Origin of the sequence: Colwellia sp. 5_MG-2023 (assembly GCF_030547795.1) — a bacterium.
Lineage (GTDB): Bacteria > Pseudomonadota > Gammaproteobacteria > Enterobacterales > Alteromonadaceae > Colwellia.
The window spans coordinates 29,594-48,506 of the sequence record NZ_JAUOPW010000029.1 but is presented as its reverse complement, the minus strand read 5'-3'; the positions used below and the strand labels follow the sequence as shown (position 1 = coordinate 48,506).

General features: G+C 35.0%; 14 protein-coding genes and 1 tRNA gene. 13 read left to right on the top strand and 2 right to left on the bottom strand.

The window, feature by feature from the left end; genetic code table 11:
• The first annotated feature begins 3 nt into the window (after positions 1-3).
• From Q4496_RS15575 to Q4496_RS15550, 6 genes are all read left to right on the top strand, one after another.
• Positions 4-79 (top strand) — tRNA-Phe (locus Q4496_RS15575).
• 245 nt (positions 80-324) lie between these two features.
• Positions 325-1,512: an amino acid aminotransferase gene (locus Q4496_RS15570; RefSeq protein WP_303610788.1), complete on the top strand. Its 1,188-nt coding sequence runs from the start codon at positions 325-327 to the stop codon at positions 1,510-1,512.
• Positions 1,513-1,946: 434 nt separating this feature from the next.
• Entirely contained in the window at positions 1,947-6,848 is a 4,902-nt protein-coding gene (locus Q4496_RS15565; protein WP_303610787.1) for a response regulator, read from the top strand.
• Positions 6,849-6,863: 15 nt separating this feature from the next.
• On the top strand, positions 6,864-7,697 hold the full coding sequence (locus tag Q4496_RS15560) for a protein-glutamate O-methyltransferase CheR (protein ID WP_215973595.1): 834 nt from the start codon (positions 6,864-6,866) through the stop codon (positions 7,695-7,697).
• Between the two features lie 17 nt (positions 7,698-7,714).
• Positions 7,715-8,293 carry a chemotaxis protein CheB gene (locus tag Q4496_RS15555; RefSeq protein ID WP_215973596.1) on the top strand — a complete coding sequence of 193 codons (579 nt, stop codon included), beginning with the start codon at positions 7,715-7,717 and terminating at the stop codon, positions 8,291-8,293.
• The gene (locus Q4496_RS15550) at positions 8,290-10,413 is read left to right on the top strand and encodes an EAL domain-containing protein (protein WP_303610786.1); all 2,124 of its coding nucleotides are present in this window, start codon (positions 8,290-8,292) and stop codon (positions 10,411-10,413) included. Before Q4496_RS15555 ends, Q4496_RS15550 begins: the two co-directional genes overlap by 4 nt.
• A gap of 24 nt (positions 10,414-10,437) precedes the next feature.
• Here Q4496_RS15550 and Q4496_RS15545 read toward each other — a convergent pair whose 3' ends face one another.
• A complete protein-coding gene (locus tag Q4496_RS15545; RefSeq protein ID WP_303610785.1) occupies positions 10,438-11,100 on the bottom strand; it encodes a hemolysin III family protein in 663 nt (220 codons plus the stop codon).
• 151 nt (positions 11,101-11,251) lie between these two features.
• Complete coding sequence (locus Q4496_RS15540) at positions 11,252-11,470, bottom strand: EF-hand domain-containing protein (protein ID WP_159818065.1); 219 nt, start codon at positions 11,468-11,470, stop codon at positions 11,252-11,254.
• Positions 11,471-11,827: 357 nt separating this feature from the next.
• Here Q4496_RS15540 and Q4496_RS15535 point away from each other — a divergent pair, with 357 nt between their 5' ends.
• The 7 genes from Q4496_RS15535 to nrdR all read left to right on the top strand — a co-directional run bounded on the left by Q4496_RS15535 (position 11,828) and on the right by nrdR (position 18,874).
• A complete protein-coding gene (locus Q4496_RS15535) occupies positions 11,828-13,273 on the top strand; it encodes an alpha/beta fold hydrolase (RefSeq protein ID WP_215973599.1) in 1,446 nt (481 codons plus the stop codon).
• A gap of 43 nt (positions 13,274-13,316) precedes the next feature.
• Positions 13,317-14,072 (top strand): ATP-binding cassette domain-containing protein, encoded by a 756-nt coding sequence (locus Q4496_RS15530; protein ID WP_215973600.1) that lies wholly within the window; start codon positions 13,317-13,319, stop codon positions 14,070-14,072.
• On the top strand, positions 14,069-15,265 hold the full coding sequence (locus tag Q4496_RS15525) for an ABC transporter permease (RefSeq protein WP_303602855.1): 1,197 nt from the start codon (positions 14,069-14,071) through the stop codon (positions 15,263-15,265). Before Q4496_RS15530 ends, Q4496_RS15525 begins: the two co-directional genes overlap by 4 nt.
• A gap of 129 nt (positions 15,266-15,394) precedes the next feature.
• Positions 15,395-15,913, top strand: a complete 519-nt coding sequence (locus tag Q4496_RS15520) for an RNA polymerase sigma factor (protein ID WP_303602854.1) — start codon at positions 15,395-15,397, stop codon at positions 15,911-15,913.
• A complete protein-coding gene (locus Q4496_RS15515) occupies positions 15,906-16,625 on the top strand; it encodes a hypothetical protein (protein ID WP_303610784.1) in 720 nt (239 codons plus the stop codon). The genes Q4496_RS15520 and Q4496_RS15515 overlap by 8 nt, the downstream gene beginning before the upstream one ends.
• A gap of 373 nt (positions 16,626-16,998) precedes the next feature.
• Positions 16,999-18,255 carry a serine hydroxymethyltransferase gene (gene glyA / locus Q4496_RS15510; RefSeq protein ID WP_303602852.1) on the top strand — a complete coding sequence of 419 codons (1,257 nt, stop codon included), beginning with the start codon at positions 16,999-17,001 and terminating at the stop codon, positions 18,253-18,255.
• 139 nt (positions 18,256-18,394) lie between these two features.
• Positions 18,395-18,874 carry a transcriptional regulator NrdR gene (gene nrdR / locus Q4496_RS15505; RefSeq protein ID WP_215973603.1) on the top strand — a complete coding sequence of 160 codons (480 nt, stop codon included), beginning with the start codon at positions 18,395-18,397 and terminating at the stop codon, positions 18,872-18,874.
• The last annotated feature ends 39 nt before the right edge of the window (positions 18,875-18,913 follow it).

Sequence of the window (18,913 nt, the reverse complement as noted above, 5' to 3'; positions counted from 1 at the left end):
AATGCCCCGATAGCTCAGTTGGTAGAGCAGAGGATTGAAAATCCTCGTGTCCCTGGTTCAAATCCGGGTCGGGGCACCATTCTATAGTTTATACTCAATTACTATAACACAGTAAAACAAGTGCTATTATCTTTGTCGCTTTATCGTAGAATACCTCTTCAAAATAACCTCTCAATTCTAATTCATCAACGATATATTTTTATTAAACAAATATAAATATTTATATTCAATATTAGTGCATGATTATTCAAATAGCTTGAGGTATAATTATTTATATTGTCATTTTAAATAATTAACCATTGTAATTAGAAAGGTATTAATCTTATGTTTTCGCAGTTAAAGCAGTTACCACCAGACCCTATCCTAGGTTTATCTGTCAAATTTAAAGCAGATGCCAATGCCAACAAAATCGATCTTGGCGCGGGTATTTATAAAGATGAAAATGGCCGTACTCCCGTTTTATCTTGTGTAAAAGCAGCTGAAAAATTTCGTTTAGAAAATGAAAAAAGCAAGGCTTACTTAGGCTCTGCCGGATCTGCATTATTTAATGAAAAAATGACTTCACTTATGCTGGGTGATCATAAAGTTATTAGTGAAAATAGAATTCGCACTGTATCAACACCTGGCGGTACTGGCGCCTTGCGTACCGCAGGCGAATTTATTAAATCTTGTACTCCTGGTGCTACTATTTGGGTAAGTAACCCTACTTGGGCAAACCATCAAGGTGTTTTTACTGCAGCAGGTTTAACAGTTAAAACATATCCTTATTACGATTATGAAAATAAAACGTTAGATTTTGACGGTATGCTTGAAGCATTAAAACAAGTATCTAAAGATGATGCTGTGTTATTACATGCATGCTGCCACAATCCTAGCGGTATGGACTTAAATCAAGAACAATGGCAACAAGTGGCAGAGGTAGCTAAACAAGTTGGCTTTATGCCAGTTGTGGATATGGCTTATCAAGGCTTTGGTCAAGACTTAGACGCAGATGCTTTCGGTTTAAGATTGATGGCTGATACCGTTGAGCAAATGATTATCTGTAGCTCATGTTCGAAAAACTTTGGCTTGTATCGTGAGCGTATTGGGGCTTGTTCTATCATTGGTAAAAGTGCAATTGCAGCTGACATTATCAACTCGGTGTTACTTTCTGTGGTACGTGTGAATTATTCTATGCCACCTGCACATGGTGCTGCTATTGTAGAAACAATTTTAAGCTCCGCAGAGCTAACGACTCAGTGGCATGGCGAGCTAAAAGAAATGCGTGATCGTATTAACGGCATGCGTCAATTACTCGTTGATCAATTAGCTGCTAATGGCGTAACTCGTGATTTTAGTTTTATTACCACACAAAATGGTATGTTTTCATTTTTAGGTATTGATAAAGAGCAAGTACAACGTTTACAAGATGAATACAGTATTTATATTGTTGGCTCAAGCCGTATTAGTCTTGCGGGAATTTCACCTGATAATGTGAATTATTTAACACAATCTATCGCTAAAGTACTGTAATTAAATAATTTCAGTATGTCTTGTAGCATTAAAAGAAAAGCCTGTCGTTATTCTATTAACGACAGGCTTTTTATTGTCCATATTCTGGGGGATAATAATTTTAGCTAAGTATAAAGCCAACAAACAGTAAAGTGATTTGATTATGCTACCATTAATAGTTAAATAACTTTTCTTAATTATTGCCTTGTATGTGAAAGTATTCTGTATGATCAAAGACACTGCCTAGACAGAATAGTGTTTATAACATACTCTAAAATCAAAGCATGAAGGTTTCTTCTAGCAACTTTAGTATAAAAGTTGATTTATTACTGATAATTACAAGTTGAATAAATTTTTTGAGATTGAAATAACACAATCGACTTAGTGTAATATAACAGTAAAAACTTATCCTTATTACTTACTATTCCTAAATAATCATTTAAAGAGAAATTTTTGTGACCAAAGCTAATAACCGTATGACGATTAAGCAAAATTTAATTTTTGGCTTTTCTGCTATTAGTGCCATTTTATTTGCGGCTGTATGCACAACGTTAATCCTGACGAATATTATAAATAAAACAACGAAAGAAATTGTTGAAGAAAGAATGCCCTCAACAGAAAAGAGTTCTTTCATGCTAACGGGGATTAATAGCTCGTTGGCTTCTCTTGGTGGTTGGTTAATTACCGGTAATGAAAGGTTCAAAAAAGATAGAAATAATACTTGGGAAGTTATTGATTTAACAACGATAAAAATAGATTCTTTGTCAACTAAATGGGAGTCTCAAGAAAGTATTGAGAAGTGGAGCGAAGTAAAGCTATATTTAGAAAAATTCAAACAGATACAGCAAAAGGTTGAAGATATCGGTCATACCTTGGAAGAAAAGCCTGCTAATAAAATTCTAATTGAGCAAGCTAACCCAATTAAATCAGACATGTTTCGTTTTATATCACTTATGATTGATTCTGAAAAAAATCATGTCCCTGATAGCGTACAAAAAATATCCATATTAACAGCACTTCGTGCTTCGATGGGTTACGGGGGGATGATACATAATTTTAAAAACTATGTATTGCGCGGTAATGATAAGTCTCACCAAGCCTTTGAAGAGTCCATTAATAAATCACGCGCGCTTTTAGATGAATATATAAAGTATCCAATGAGTGATGAAGAGCTGCTGGCGGTTGATATTATTAGCCAAGTTATTACTCATTATTCTGAAAATAGTATGCTTATTAAAGTTGTTGAAAATGAAGGTAATACACCAGAAATAACGGATAAAGAAGTAAAAGTTGATGATAGTACCGCTATTGAAGCTTTAACTTTTCTTGATAATGTAAATGCTTCTGCAACTTCAGGTAAACAGCAAATAGCCTCAAAAATGCGTGTTTTATTAGGATATAATGGATTTATTCATCACTATAAAAACTATTTACTTCGTAAAACGGCTAGTAGAAAAAATCAAGCTGAGGTTGCTTTAGATGAAGTAGTGAAAGTGATTAACTTATATCGCTTGCAAAATTTAACCTCAAGTGAACGTTCAGCACTACAAGACTTAGAAAGAGTCGTAAAATCCTATCGTATCTTATTAATCAATGCAGAAAAACTCGTTTTAAGTGGAGCAGATGCAAGAGCTATAGATAGAAGTGCTCGTATTGATGACCAGCCGGCACTAAAAGCATTGGCCTTTATTGATGAGTCAATTGCCAATTCATTACGTGATCCAGAGGAAGCGATAAAACTTCAATCTGCTACATTGCAAGATCGTGCTCGATTACTGGGTACTATGTCTGATTTTAGGAATACATTAAGTTCAACTTTTGATGAATTACAGTCATTTCTTATTACCGGGCAAGAAGAGCACTATCAATTGTTTCAAACCCAATGGCATAGTAATACTGAAGAGTTTACTATGCTCAAAAAGCTTCAATATTTAATGTTACCAGAGCAACTAAGTGCCTTTGAAAAGCTAACAGCCTCACGTGAAATTTTTACTCCATTACCTGAACAAATGTTTGATATTCGTCGCTCTGAACGTTGGAATATGACTAATTATTTACTTGCCACTGAAGTTATGCCGCTTACAGAGAAAATACTCGGGTTACTTGCCGGTGAGCGAAATGAAGAAGGGAGACGTGATGGGGGATTGGCCAAAAGTGAACGAGTACAGCTTGCGATGATCGCAAAAGATAATGCTTATTCAGTGGCTCAACTGAATGCAATACAATGGTTATTGCTATTAACGGGGTTGGGTACGGCGTTCTTTATTGGTAAAAAAACTGAAAAATCAATTACAGAGCCATTAAAGAATATTACTGAAGCGATGACAAAAATTGCATCTGGTGGATCTGTTATTAATATAGAAGAATCGAATCAAGCAGGAGAAATTGGGCACTTAACTAAAGCTGCTAGCATATTTCAGCAATCAGCCTTGAAAACCGAAGATGAAAACTGGAAAAAAACACAAATTGCACGTATTTCGGAAAAAGCTCAACAATCTGACACCTTGGATGATTTTTGTCGAGAGGTTATTGATCAATTAACGCCATTAATAAACGGAGCGGTTGGCGTGTTCTATCTTTATAAACCTGAAGCAGAGCTTTTACAAATAGAAGCTAGCTATAGCTTTGTTCAGAAGGAAAGTATTCAAACAAGCTTCAAATTAAGGGAAGGCATTATTGGGCAATCAGCCTTTGAGCAGCAAAATATAATTTTATCTCCTGTACCTGAAGATTTTATTACCGTGTCCTCTGCATTAGGTGATTCGCAACCCGCAACATTAATCGTGTTACCTGTTATTTATCGAAATAACTTACTAGGCGTTATTGAAATAGCAAGTTTTGATGCTTTATCGCAACTAAATCATGAGTTGCTCGAAGAAATCATACCTGTGATTGCACTCAGTTTAGAGAAACTCAACCAAGTTATTAATGCGAAAACATTATTAGAAGAAACCAAACGTCAAGCTGAGCAATTGCAATTATCTGAAGAAGGGTTAAGAGCTTCCGAAGAAGAGTTAAGAGTATCAGAAGAAGAGTTGAGAGTTATTAACGAAGAGCTCGTTGAAAATAGTCGAGGCTTAGAAGAGAAAACACTACAATTAGAACGTGCACAATTAAAACAACGTAAAATTAACCAAACACTATCTGAGCATAATAAAGAAATTCAAGCGCAGCAAAAAGCGTTAGAAAAAGCATTAGCTGAAAATCAACAGAAAACAGAAGAAATCAGACAATCGAGTCGCTATAAATCTGAGTTTCTTGCCAATATGTCTCATGAATTAAGAACACCATTAAATAGTTTATTGATTTTGTCTAAATCATTAGCAGAAAATGATGATGGTGATCTTAATGAAGATAATGTCGAAGCTGCTGAAATTATCCATGAAAGTGGTACCTCTTTATTACATCGAATTAATGAAATTTTAGATTTGTCTAAAGTTGAAGCAGGACAAATGTATATTCATAGCAATGCGATCATGTTAGATGAACTTAGTCATAGTATTAAGCGCTCTTTTAAACATGTAGCGGCAGAAAAGAAGCTTGATTTTAATGTAACATTAGATGAAAACCTACCCAAATCAATCACATCAGATGTAGATAAAATCGTACAAATATTGGATAACTTGATCGCTAATGCTATTAAGTTTACTAAAGAAGGTAGTGTCACTTTATCAATAAAAATTCCAGAGTCTCTGCCTAATAATATCGATGAAGATATAACTGAGCCAGTGCAATTTGCCATTATTGATACCGGTATTGGTATTAATAATGAACATTTACAAAGTATTTTTGAACCGTTCCGTCAAGAAGACGGCTCAACTAGTCGAGAATATGGAGGTACAGGCTTAGGTCTTTCAATCTCTAAAAAGTTTGCGGAATTACTTAATGGAGTTATTTGTGTTGAAAGCGAAAAAGGTAAAGGCAGTGTGTTTAGCCTTATTTTACCTAGACATTTAATTACTGAAGAACAGCAGAATGAAAAAGAGCTTATTAATACTCAAGATAAGGTATCACTAGATAACGTTAATATTCCATTAAATGATGATTACATACAACCTGATGTACAGAGTGAAACTAAGGTTGAATTAGATGAAGATAATCGATTATTAGCCGATATCGATCTGTTTATTGACGATGATCGTGAAAATTTAACAGAAAATGATCAAGTTGTCTTGGTGGTAGAAGATGATATTCATTTTGCGCAAATATTAGTTAAACGGATAAATAAGCAAGGCTTTAAAGCAATTGCGACCGGCAATCCATATGACGCTTTATGCTTGGCTAAGTTATTACAACCTATGGGGATTGTACTTGATGTCGAGTTGCCTCAAATGGATGGTATTGAAGTGTATAAACAATTAAATGCTATTGCTAAAACACACGACATACCTGTTCACTTTATGTCAGCTTCTAATGCCGCACTAAGAGCACAAGCCATAGGTGGAGCAAATTACTTTACTAAGCCGGTTACCCGAGAGCAAATAGATGAAGCAATTCATGGTTTTTCAATTAATTGTAATAATGAATTACAAAGCGTATTAATTATTGATAGTGAGCCTGAAACACGGAGTTTTGCGTGTGAGCAATTTCAGACAAAAGAAGGGATAGAGGTTTTTGAGGCAGCCACAGGGGAAGAGGCCTTAACACAATTACAAAAGCATAATATTGATTGTATTATTTTAGAACTTAATTTACCTGATATTAATGGTACAGAATTACTAGAAAAAATTAATGCTTTGTCTGAAGAGCCAATGCCGCAAGTTGTTATTTATTCATCGAAAGATTTATCTGATGAAGAAGTGAGAGTGTTAAGACAATTTACGGATAGCTTAATATTAAAAGACGGTAGTTTTGTCGAAAGGTTACAAGACGAAGTTATGTTGTTTTTAGATAGTGTTAAAGAAAATCAAGGGAAAGCCTCTTCTGAACATGCACTTGATAAGTATCCAAATTATAATACCGATGCAAACCCTGCTTATGAAACTGCGCTTGAAGGTAAAACAGTACTCGTTGTTGATGATGATATGAGAAATACTTTTGCATTATCAAGAGCGTTAAGTGATAAAGGCATGAAAGTACTGATGTCAAAAGACGGCGCGCAAAGCTTAACAATGTTAGAACAAAATCCTCAGGTTGATATTGTGTTAATGGACTCTATGATGCCTGGCATGGACGGGAATGAAGCAACAAAAATTATTCGTAGTAAAGAGAAGTATGCTGATATGCCTATATTAATGGTTACTGCAAAAACGATGAAAGGCGATCGTGAGGCTAGTATGGTCTCAGGAGCTAGTGATTATCTATCTAAACCTATTAATATGGATAAATTATTATCAATGATGAGAGCTTGGCTATAACTATAGGAGTAAAGGATGGCTACTAGTATTGAAGATATTGAAATTCAATTGTTCCTTCAGGCGGTTAAACTTCGATATGGTTACGATTATCAAGATTACACTCATGCCTCTTTAAAACGACGTTTACGCTTATTAAAAAATAATAGTAAAGTTGAATTTATTAGCGATATGATTCATAAAGTTTTACATGAAGACGATTTTTTAAAGGAAGTGATTGATCATTTTTCGGTAACTGTTACTGAAATGTTTCGAGATCCTGACTTTTTTAGAGATTTACGAACCTATGTATTACCGGCGCTGAAATCCTATCCACGACTTAATATATGGATCGCTGGTTGTGCAACAGGTGAAGAAGTTTTTTCATTAGCGATATTGCTACATGAAGAAGGGCTATTACAACGCTCTACTATTTATGCAACGGATATAAATAAAAAAAATTTAGATATTGCTAAAAGTGGTATTTTTGCTTTAGAGCGTGTTCCTGATTATACGAGAAACTATCAAGCAATGGGAGGGAAAGCCTCTTTTTCTGATTATTATCATTCTCGATATTCTCGTGCAAAGTTGGCGGACTGTATTTTGGAACATATTGTTTTCAATGAACATAACTTGGCAGCGGATAGTGTTTTTGGTGAAATGCAATTAATCTTGTGTAGGAATGTTATGATTTATTTTAATGAAACATTACAAGATCGATCTATTGCTCTATTTTATCAAAGTTTAGTGCGTAGTGGATTTCTGTGTTTAGGTACGAAAGAGTCCTTACGTGCTTTTAAGCAAAAAGAACAATTCACCACAATATCGAAAGTAAATAAAATTTATCATAAGTTATTACCAACCATAGGTTGAACGAAAAGGATTTTGAAATGACTTCTTATATTGCTGTTATTATCGGGTGCTCAACCGGCGGTGTTAACGCGCTTTGCAAAATATTATCAGGAATACCTAAGGAATTTCCACTGCCTATTATTGTCGTATCGCATTTATCTCCTAATGCAATTAGCATGTTATCAACCGTTTTAGATAACAATACTGAGTTAAGCGTTATAGATGCAGAAGAGAAAGTTTTACCTAAAGCTCATCATGTTTATACCGCGCCGCCTAATTATCATTTATTAATTGATGATAATGGTAAGTTTGCTTTAAATGTGGATCCTAAAGTTTGTTTCTCTCGTCCTTCTATAGACGTATCTTTTGAAACAGCTGCTGAATATTATCGAGAAAACTTAATTTCTATTATTTTAACCGGTGCAAACTCAGATGGCACGGAAGGTGCTAGGATGGTTAAAAATAATGGTGGTTTAGTTATAGTACAAGCACCAGAAACGGCTGAAGCTAAATCAATGCCTGAAAGTGTTATAAACGCAGGTTACGCTGATCATATTATCCCTCTACAAGATATTTCAGCTAAGTTGTTAGAATTAACGAATTGGAAACCTATATGAATGTTGATAGTACACCTAAGATACTTATTGTAGACGATACACCTGCGAACTTAGTTGCTTTAAAATTACTCTTGAAGAAAGTAAAGGCCGAGGTGATCAAAGCAAGTTCAGGTGCAGAAGCGTTACAGTTAACACTAGAGCATGATTTTGCGCTTATTTTATTAGATGCACATATGCCTGAAATGGATGGCTATGAAACTGCTGAAATATTAGGCTCTACCTTGGGTACGAATACCATTCCTATTATTTTTGTAACGGCTGCTTATAAAGATGAAGTGCATCGTTTAAAAGGTTATCGGTCAGGTGCGGTAGATTATATTCAAAAACCGATTGAAGATCATATTCTTATCTCTAAAGTTAATGTGTTTTTAGAGTTATATAATCAGAGTTCTGAGTTAAAATCGCTCAGTGAGAATCTTGAATTATTAGTACAAGAGCGTACCGAAGAATTACGTAGAACCAATAAGATCGCTAGTATTGGAGGATGGAAACTTAGCTTAGATCTTAAATATGTTATTTTATCAGATCAAGCGTTAGAAATACTGAATATTACTGAGTATTTAGCAGAGCAAGAAATTCCAATTAATGAATTTATGAAAAAAATTCATGAAGACGATAGGGAAGGAGCTTTGCTCGCATTTAGTAAAATTCTTAAACATCCTAGAAAAGAAATTACCTTTGAATTTAGGTTTGTTGGCAATGAAGAAGAGCTTCGTACAGCCAACATCATTATCAACGCGATGAAAGATAAGTCCATTTCATTTGTTGGCGCAATACAAGATATTACCGACCGAAAAGAGTCAGAGCGTGCGGTGCAGTTTATGGCGCAGTATGATGCATTAACCCAACTACCTAATCGCTACTTATTTAATGATCGTTTAGATATCGCTTTTGCTACCGCGACAAGGTTGAAAACAAAAGTTAATTTAATAATGATTGATCTTGATCATTTCAAAGATATTAACGATACCTTGGGTCATCCTATTGGTGATTTATTATTAATAGAAGTTGCGAAACGTTTACTTGGTTGTGTTAGGGATACTGATACTGTGGCCCGATTAGGCGGGGATGAATTTGCGATTATTGCACTTGAAACACAAAGTGGGTTAACAATTAACACCCTAACAGAGCGTTGTTTGCAATCATTAGCTCAACCTTTTCAACTTGATGGTCATACAGTACACACAGCAGGTAGTATAGGGGTTGCTGTTTTTCCTGATGATGGCAAAAATCAAGAAAAAATCATTAAGTGTGCAGATATCGCTTTGTATGAGTCAAAAGAAAACGGTCGCAATGGTTATCATTTTTATAATCAAAAGATGGATGAATCAATTCATTTGAGGATAACGGAAGAAAAGCAATTAGCAAAGGCGATTGAAGAGGAGCAGTTAGAGCTCTATTACCAACCGCAAGTCGATCTTAAGACGAATCAAGTTATTGGTGCTGAAGCTCTCGTTCGCTGGAATCACCCAGAAAAAGGTTTGCTCCTACCAGCAGATTTTATTCCTTTGGCTGAGGAAATGGGACTTATTATCCCTATGGGGAAATTAATTTTTAAGTTGGCAGCAAAACAAATTAATTTTTGGAGCCAACATGGTATTTTAGATATTAAAATAGCCGTAAATTTATCCGTGAAACAGGTACATTATTGTGATTTCATTGACATGATAGAGAGTACTATTTTGGAATTAGACTCAGGCGCTGATATTCTTGAGTTAGAGATCCCAGAGATGGCCATGTTTGAAGGGGCGCAAAACAGTAATGATATATTTGATAAATTGAGGGAAAAAGGGATCACGTTAGTTGTCGATAATTTTGGTACAGGCTTTTCGTCAATGCTCAATTTAAAGCAGATTTCTGCAGAGTTCTTGAAAATAGATCGTATTTTTATTAAGAATGTCGCCAATGATGCTGTAGATGCAAAAATATTTAAATCAATAATAGAGTTAGCTCATACATTGAAAATGAAAGTTATTGCAGAAGGAGTAGAGACATCGAATCAGCTTGATTATTTATTGAATAATGGTTGTGATGTCGCTCAAGGCTTTATCTACAGTAAGCCTATTCCAGCTAATGAATTTATTGATTGGTTAAAAAGGTATAAAAATAGGGCTACCTAATGTGCTTATGCAGGTGTAGACAGGTTAAATATACCAATAAATCATTAGAAAATGACAAGTTGCACCGCCTAAAACAAATAAGTGCCAAATAGCATGGTTAAAAAGAATCTTTTTTTGAACATAGAAAAAAACACCTAGTACATAAACCAGACCACCTATTGCTAATAAATTAACGGCATTGCTAGGAAGAATATTGTATAACTTCTCTATGATAGTAAAAGATATAAATCCCATACCAAGATAGGTAACTAGCGATATTTTTTTATATTTATCACCAAATTTAATTTTGAAGAATATCCCTCCTAACGCAATAAACCAGATAACGGCCATTAAACTATAACCTAAAGTACCTTTCATACTTAGTAATAATAGTGGTGTATAAGTCCCCGCTATAAGTAAATATATAGCGCAATGATCGAGCAGTTTAAATAACTTTTTTGAACGCTCATTTGTAACACCATGGTAAAACGTTGAAGCACAAAAAAGTGCAAACAAGCTTGTACCATAAATACTAAAACTGATAATGCGCATAGTATGATTACTAATAGAATAACTTACTGATGTATTAGTAACCGAGTTATTTAGTAATAAAAATAATGCGACAAGACTAAGTAAGGCACCCAAGCCATGGCTTATGGTATTAGCTAGCTCTTCATTTTTACTATAGTGAGATACTTTACTGGTCATAACTCTACCTTTTTATTAGCCTTGCAGCTTAAATTATTATGAGATTAACTATTTTGAAACTAAAAGTTGGTAGCGCTATACAAATAAGTATGCAAAGAAATATTTAGCTCTCTTTTTGAGAGCTAAGGTATGAAAGGAGTTACAAATACAATTACAGAGCTAATTCTATAACCATTTCTTTTAATTCATCTTTAGAGATAGAATTACTATGATTTTTATCAAAGCGATTAAAAATAGACTCACACATACGAATGCCCTTGTCTTGTAATAACACATCAATAAGTTCAACGAATTCAGAGCGGCTAATTACACCATCTTTATCTTCATCAAATACTTCAAATAACTCATCTACCCATTGATTTAATTCCATGGGGGGTCCTTAGGTAATTAGAGGGAAATTAATATCTAAATGTTATCTTTTATTCAGACGTTTGGGAATGACTATTTAAACTTAATTTAGGCTTAATAAAACCTGTTATTATTTTTTATATTTATCGATTATTTATTGTGTTTTTTATGTAATGTATTTTGTGTTAACAGGATGATGGTATTAGTATAAATTATTTTTAATCAATTGGTTATGGCGTTGTTTTATTGGAAGTGTGATTCTAATAACTAGCTTATCTTTGTTATAAATTTATTTATTTTTGAATTTTTTTTATTTTTTATGTAATAAATTTAAAAGAATTGAGACTAAGTGTTTAACGCTTTATTAAGGAAATATAATATGAAAGTAACTTGGAAAAGATTATTAACGTTAAGTTTACTGTCTATCACAACAATGAGTTGGGCAAATACTGATGGATTAACGTTGGAAAATTGTCATTTAGGTGAAATACGTTCACAAGTTAAATGTGGCAAGCTCGAAGTACCTGAAAATTATCAAAAACCAGATGGTGATAAAATAACAATTAACTTCGCAGTATTACCAGCAATTGATGATAGTGAGTATAAGGTACCCTTAATGTTTTTAGCAGGTGGTCCAGGTCAAGCTGCGGTAGAACTTGCTACAGGGTTGAATCAAGTCTTTCGTGAAGTACGTAAAACACGCGATATTATTTTAGTTGATCAACGTGGAACTGGTGAAAGTCATCCACTATCTTGTGACTTAGAGGAAGAAGGAAGTGTTTATAGCACGCTAACAGAAGACTTTAAAGAAAGCGATATTGTTGACTGTATTAGCCAGTTTGAAGGTGATTTAAGTCAGTTTAATTCAGAAAATGCTATTCGTGATTTTGATAGTATTAGAGCAGCTTTAGATCATAAAAAACTTAATGTTTATGGTGGTTCTTACGGTACACGTGCTGCTTTAGTTTATATGCGAATGTTTCCCGAATCACTTGAAAGTGTTGTATTAGACAGTGTTGGCCCTATTGAAGTACCTATTGGATTATTTGGGCAAAGTGTTGCTCGTTCATTTAATTTATTAATAGAAAACTGCAAAAAAAGTGAATCATGCAATAGAGCCTTTCCTAATGTAGCCGATGAGTTTGACGAAGTGAAAGCGCGTTTAGCTAAAGCTCCTGTAATCCTCGATATTCAACATCCACGGTTAGGAACGCCAACACAATTCAAGCTCGATGATAGTAAATTTACTAATAATTTACGTATGCAGTTGTATAGCATGGGAGGACGATCTTTAGTTCCGCTCATTATTAATCAAGCTTATTTAGGTAACTATGAGCCATTAATTGGCTTAATGGCTAGCACTGAAGGTGAGCAACAGGTGTATACTGGTTTACATTTTAATATTGTTTGTAATGAAGATGCTCCTAAAATTTCTGCAGAAATGAGAGCAAAAGATGCTAAGAACAGTTTTGATAATGCTGTTTCTAGCGATCTTATTTTTGACAGAATATGTTCGCTGTTCCCACAATATCGACCAAGTGATAGCTTCTATCAACCGGTTACTGCAGACATTCCTACTTTAATTCTCTCTGGAAATTTAGATCCAGTAACACCACCAAGTAATGGCGATTATTCAGCTAAGTCTTTGCCTAATAGCCACCATATTATTGTTGAAAATGCTTCACATACTGTTGCAATGAATACATGCGCAAATAGGATAATTAATGAATTCTTGACTAGTAAGTCACCTAACAAACTTGATGAGTCTTGTTTAAAAGAAGTTCCTCAAGAGACTTTTATGACAAGCGTTAACGGCATTCAGTAATGCGTTTTCAACAGCATTAAATGGCATAGACAAGGAAATACTAATGATTGAAGTAAATAATTTACATAAACAATTTATTGATAAGAAAAATAAAAAAAATACTGTGAAAGCGCTAGATGGACTATCTTTTACTGCCAAAGATGGTGAAATTACCGGAGTATTAGGGCCAAACGGTGCTGGTAAAACAACGTGTCTACGTACGCTTTATGGCTTACTTTCTGCTGATGAAGGTTTTGCCACTATTGATGGCATTAATGTCACCGATAACCCACTAGAAGCACGTTCAAAGTTAGGGATTTTTCCTGATAAATTTGGTTTATATGAACGTCTTACTGCATATGAGCAAATTGATTATTTTGCAAGCTTACATGGTATGTCAGGACAAACTAAGAAAGATGCTATACAGCAAGTGATTGAAGATTTAGATTTAGAGGAGTTAGCGCACCGTAAAACAATTGGTTTTTCACAAGGGCAACGGATGAAAGTAACACTAGCTCAAGCATTAGTTCATCAACCAAAAAACTTTGTACTTGATGAACCTACGCGTGGTTTAGATGTTATGAGTACACGTATATTACGTAATCATCTTGCTAAGTTTAAAGCAAAAGGACACTGTATTTTATTCTCATCGCATGTCATGCAGGAAGTCGCTGCGTTGTGTGATCGAGTGATCATTGTTGCTAATGGTCGATTAGCTGCTCAAGGGACACCCCAAGAATTATGTGAATTAGCCGGTGAAACACAGCTTGAAGATGCATTTGTTAAATTGATTGGCTCAGATGAAGGAGTATCAGCGTGAATATTGTTAACTCGAACTTAAATTTACATATCATTCAATTTAAAGCGCTTATTTTAAAAGAATATAAAGAAGCTTTTCGTGATAAACGAGCCTTAATAGTGGCGTTAATGATGGCCTTTTTAGCGCCGGTGGCAATTGTTTTGATGTCAAAAATAATGATTGAAAAGTTAGTTGATGAACCACCTGTTTACGTCAAGTTTTCAGGTGTTGAATACGCGCCTAAGTTAATAATGCACTTTGCTGACAATAATTTATTAAACTTTGCTGATGTGCCTGAAGATGAAAAAGCAACGTGGGAACAGCGCAATATTGTTATTAATATTCCTGACGATTATGCAATTAATATGGCGGAAGGAAAGCCGATTAAGTTACATTTACAAGCAGATTTTAATGATAAAGCTGTTACCCCTCCAATTAGAAGAATTAATAATGCAGTAAGAGAATTCTCATTATCAATTGGTTATAAAAGGCTACTATTGCGTGGTGTGGATGTACGTTTGTTAAATCCAGTTAAATTAGTTGAGCAAGATACCGCAAAACCTGATGCTACTTTTATTATGATTTCAATGATGTTGGGAATTTATCTGATGATGGCCGCATTTATGTCTGGCTTATCTGTAGCCATTGACTCAAGTGCCGGAGAACGAGAGCGTAATGTACTTGAAATGTTACTGTGTCAGCCAGTAAGTACCTTAAAAATAGTATTAGCTAAGTTGATTGGCTCTTCAACCATTTCGATCATTGGTGTGGTTTTAGTATTAGTACTCACGTCGATTTCAGTGGGTTTTGTTGACTTAACTAAAATTGGAGCGACTTTTAGCTTAGATATATCAACAGCAGCGCTTTTATTATTATTATTATTGCCTATTTGTTTTTTTGCCTCGGCTTGCCAATTATTTGTCGCGTTTCAAACGAAGAGTTTTAAAGAAGCACAATCAACAGTTGGTATGCTTATAGGTATTCCTGCCTTTATCCCTTTTGTTGTTTCAATGATGGATGATCGACCAGAGTGGTTAAATTGGTTACCAATAGCAGGTCAGTCAATGATCATTGAAAATATTTTCAAAGGTGTTGAGGTTAATTGGTTGGCGGTCTTTGCGACTAGTGCTGTGACTATTGCTATTACCGTAGCCTTCATTTTGGCGTTAGCTAAAAAACTGAAGTCAGAAAAAGTTGTCATGGCATTAAGCTAGACTGTGACTTCGCGAATGATCGAATAAAGGGTGATCTACAAGAAATTATTATGTTAAATTTTAGCAAATTAATAACGTATTACGCTCAATGTTATTGTAGTCAGTGTTGTTGAGTGTAAGGAAAGCGGATTGGATCATCAAAAAATATTTACGCAATGGATGACGGAGCATGAAAAATTGCTGCGTCATATCATTACGGGTTTTGAAGCAAAAGTTGCCATTCAAGATGAGCTTTTTCAAGATATAGCGTTAAATATCTGGCGAGCTTTACCAAAGTTTAGGCAAGATTCTGCGGTAAAAACTTTTGTTGCACGTATTGCTCATAATGTATTAGCAACGCATGTCGCTAAAACAGTTAAAACGGTTAAAACTGCTGATATAGAAAACTGTGCTGAAGCTGAATATGTAGCAGCTACACAAAAAACACCTTATCAAGCGCTTAGTCAAACACAACGACAGTTTCGTTTATCGCAAGCGATCAGACAACTTAACCTTGAACAACGACAAGTGATTACACTTGCATTAGAAGGGATGAGCTATCAAGAAATGGCTGATGTTTTAGTGATAACCCCCAATTTAGTTGGTGTTAGGCTACAACGCGCTAAGACATTATTAACAAAGTTGTTGGAGGGTGCAGAAAATGGATAAAACACCATTTGAAAGTGATGAAAGCTCGTCTGTCGAGCCTAACAAACTAGATACAGATCATAGTGGTGATGTTGAAGCTAACAATATTGATACATCTTTATTAGCTAATGAAGGTGTTTCACCAGTGCTAGATAAAAAAAATCCATCACATGATGAATTATCATTAGATGAGGATTGGCTAAGGCTTTCTCAAGATTGGCAAGATCAACCTTTTGAAAAAACAGATATTAAAAAATTATTAAAACAAACGAAAAAGCGAACCTTACAAGCTAAGTTTTTGTTGTCGTTGAATGTTTTGGCTACGATAGCAATTGTTATTATGTTAATAGTTGCTGTCTACCAAGGTGACTGGGGCACGGCAAGTATTATTTACTTATCATTTGGCAGTGTGGCGTCAATAATTTTTGTTTATTATGAAATAAAAATACGACTGCATACTTGGCAGCAGAGTTCTGATAGTCCTGATAAAGCGATTGCCAATGCCATTGCCGGAGTCGAGTCGTCTATTAAGTATATTAGGTTAACCAAATTGTCATTTTGGTTATTTTTACCTCTTGTTAATTGGTATATTTATGCAACGATTACAGAGTCAGAAAAGTCACCTTGGCCGCCTTTTTTTGTTATTAATATTTTTCTGCTTGTCATGTGGTTAATAACACATTGGTTTCAAAGAAAGCGTGTTAAAGAGTTATCAGAGCTGTTATCTATCTAATGATTACTTGTTACCATAGTTCTTAGTTGTTTTGTTTATAATGCCAAATGTATGATGTATATTGATTATTATTCGGTATACTCGTTGTTTTTGTATTTTATATTTTGCTGTGCTATTGTTTTTTAGCTTGCGGTATAGTTTTTTTTATTAGTGAAAATTGTTATTGGGCTACTAAGCCTTAATCACTTAACAATAATACGCTATAAAGCAGTGCTAAATACACTAAGGCTAGCTTGTTTTACCGTGTACAACTAGGTAAAAATCAGGCAAAATACCGCCATTATTTTTTTGAATGTTTAAGTAAATCCTGTTATTTGCTTAAATATCGTTTCAGCCTAGTGCTGACTTTTATATTTGCGAAGAAGGGAAAAACATGTTTACACGTGATATGAATATTGCCGATTTTGATGCGGAACTATATCAAGCAATGAGCAAAGAAGTTGTGCGTCAAGAAGAGCATATTGAGCTAATTGCTTCAGAAAACTACTGTAGCCCTCGTGTACTTGAAGCACAAGGTTCACAATTAACGAATAAATATGCTGAAGGTTACCCAGGCAAACGTTATTACGGTGGTTGTGAATACGTAGATATTGCTGAGCAGTTAGCAATTGATCGTGCAAAAGAGTTATTTGGCGCTACTTATGCCAATGTACAACCACATGCTGGTTCTCAAGCTAATGCTGCTGTTTTCCAAGCATTAGTATCACCTGGTGGAAAAGTATTAGGTATGAGCTTAGCGCATGGTGGTCATTTAACGCATGGTGCTAGTGTAAGCTTTTCTGGTAAATCTTATGAAGCTTTCCAGTATGGTCTTCACCCTGAAACAGGTGACATTGACTATGAAGAACTTGAACGTTTAGCTAATGAACATAAGCCTGAAATGATCATTGGTGGGTTTTCTGCATTCTCTGGTATTGTTGATTGGGCACGTATGCGCAAAATTGCTGACAGTGTTGGTGCATACTTCTTCGTTGATATGGCACACGTTGCTGGTCTTGTTGCTGCTGGTCTTTATCCTAACCCTGTACCACACGCACATGTAGTAACTACAACAACGCATAAAACATTAGCGGGCCCTCGTGGTGGTTTAATCATTTCTGGCTGTGATGACGAAGCTATTTACAAAAAATTAAATAGTGCTGTTTTCCCTGGCGGACAAGGTGGCCCATTAATGCATATTATCGCTGCGAAAGCTGTTGCATTTAAAGAAGCGCTACAACCAGAATTTAAAGTTTATCAACAAAGTGTACTTGATAATGCTAAAGCTATGGTTGCGGTATTACAGGACCGTGGTTATAAAGTTGTATCCAATGGTACTGAAAACCACTTATTGTTACTTGATTTAATAGATAAAGATATTACTGGTAAAGATGCTGATGCTGCTTTAGGTAAAGCTCACATTACGGTTAATAAAAACTCAGTACCTAACGATCCTCGTTCTCCGTTTGTTACTAGTGGTTTACGCTTAGGTACTCCTGCTATCAGTCGTCGTGGTTTTGGTACTGAAGAAACTAAAGCACTAACAGGTTGGATTTGTGATATTTTAGATGATATCAACAATGAAGAAACTATTGCTAAGGTACAAGCAAACGTTAAAGAATTATGTTCACGTTTCCCTGTATACAAGTAGTCAAACATTAGTTTTTTTAAGTTAAAGTAATTCACAAATTATTGTGAATTTATATTAAAATGGTCGCAATTAGCGGCCATTTTTGTATTTATTTTTCGAACTTGTCGTATGAAACTTATTCACGTATCGCAGGTAAACCATGTTTTGTCCATTTTGTAGTGCACAGGAAACTAAAGTCATAGACTCTCGTTTAGTTTCAGACGGTCATCAAATCAGACGTCGTCGTCAATGCTTAGCTTGTCATGAACGTTATACAACCTTTGAAACAGCTGAATTAGTTATGCCTCGTATTATCAAGCGAGATGGTACACGTGAGCCGTTCAACGAAGATAAAATGCGCAGCGGCTTAATGAGAGCGTTAGAAAAACGTCCGGTTAGTACTGAACAAGTTGAACTGTCGATTAATAAATTAAAATCACAGATGCGCGCTACTGGTGAGCGAGAAATTACGAGTGAAATGCTGGGAAACTTGCTGATGACTCAGCTAAAAGAGTTAGACAAAGTTGCCTATCTGCGTTTTGCTTCTGTTTATTTGTCCTTTGAAGATATTAGTGAATTTGCTGATGAAATAGCTCGCCTAGGAAAAGAAAGTCCAAGGAGAGGCAAAATTGGTAAATAAATCGCCGACAAAAGAAGAATTAACAACAACTTGTGGTGA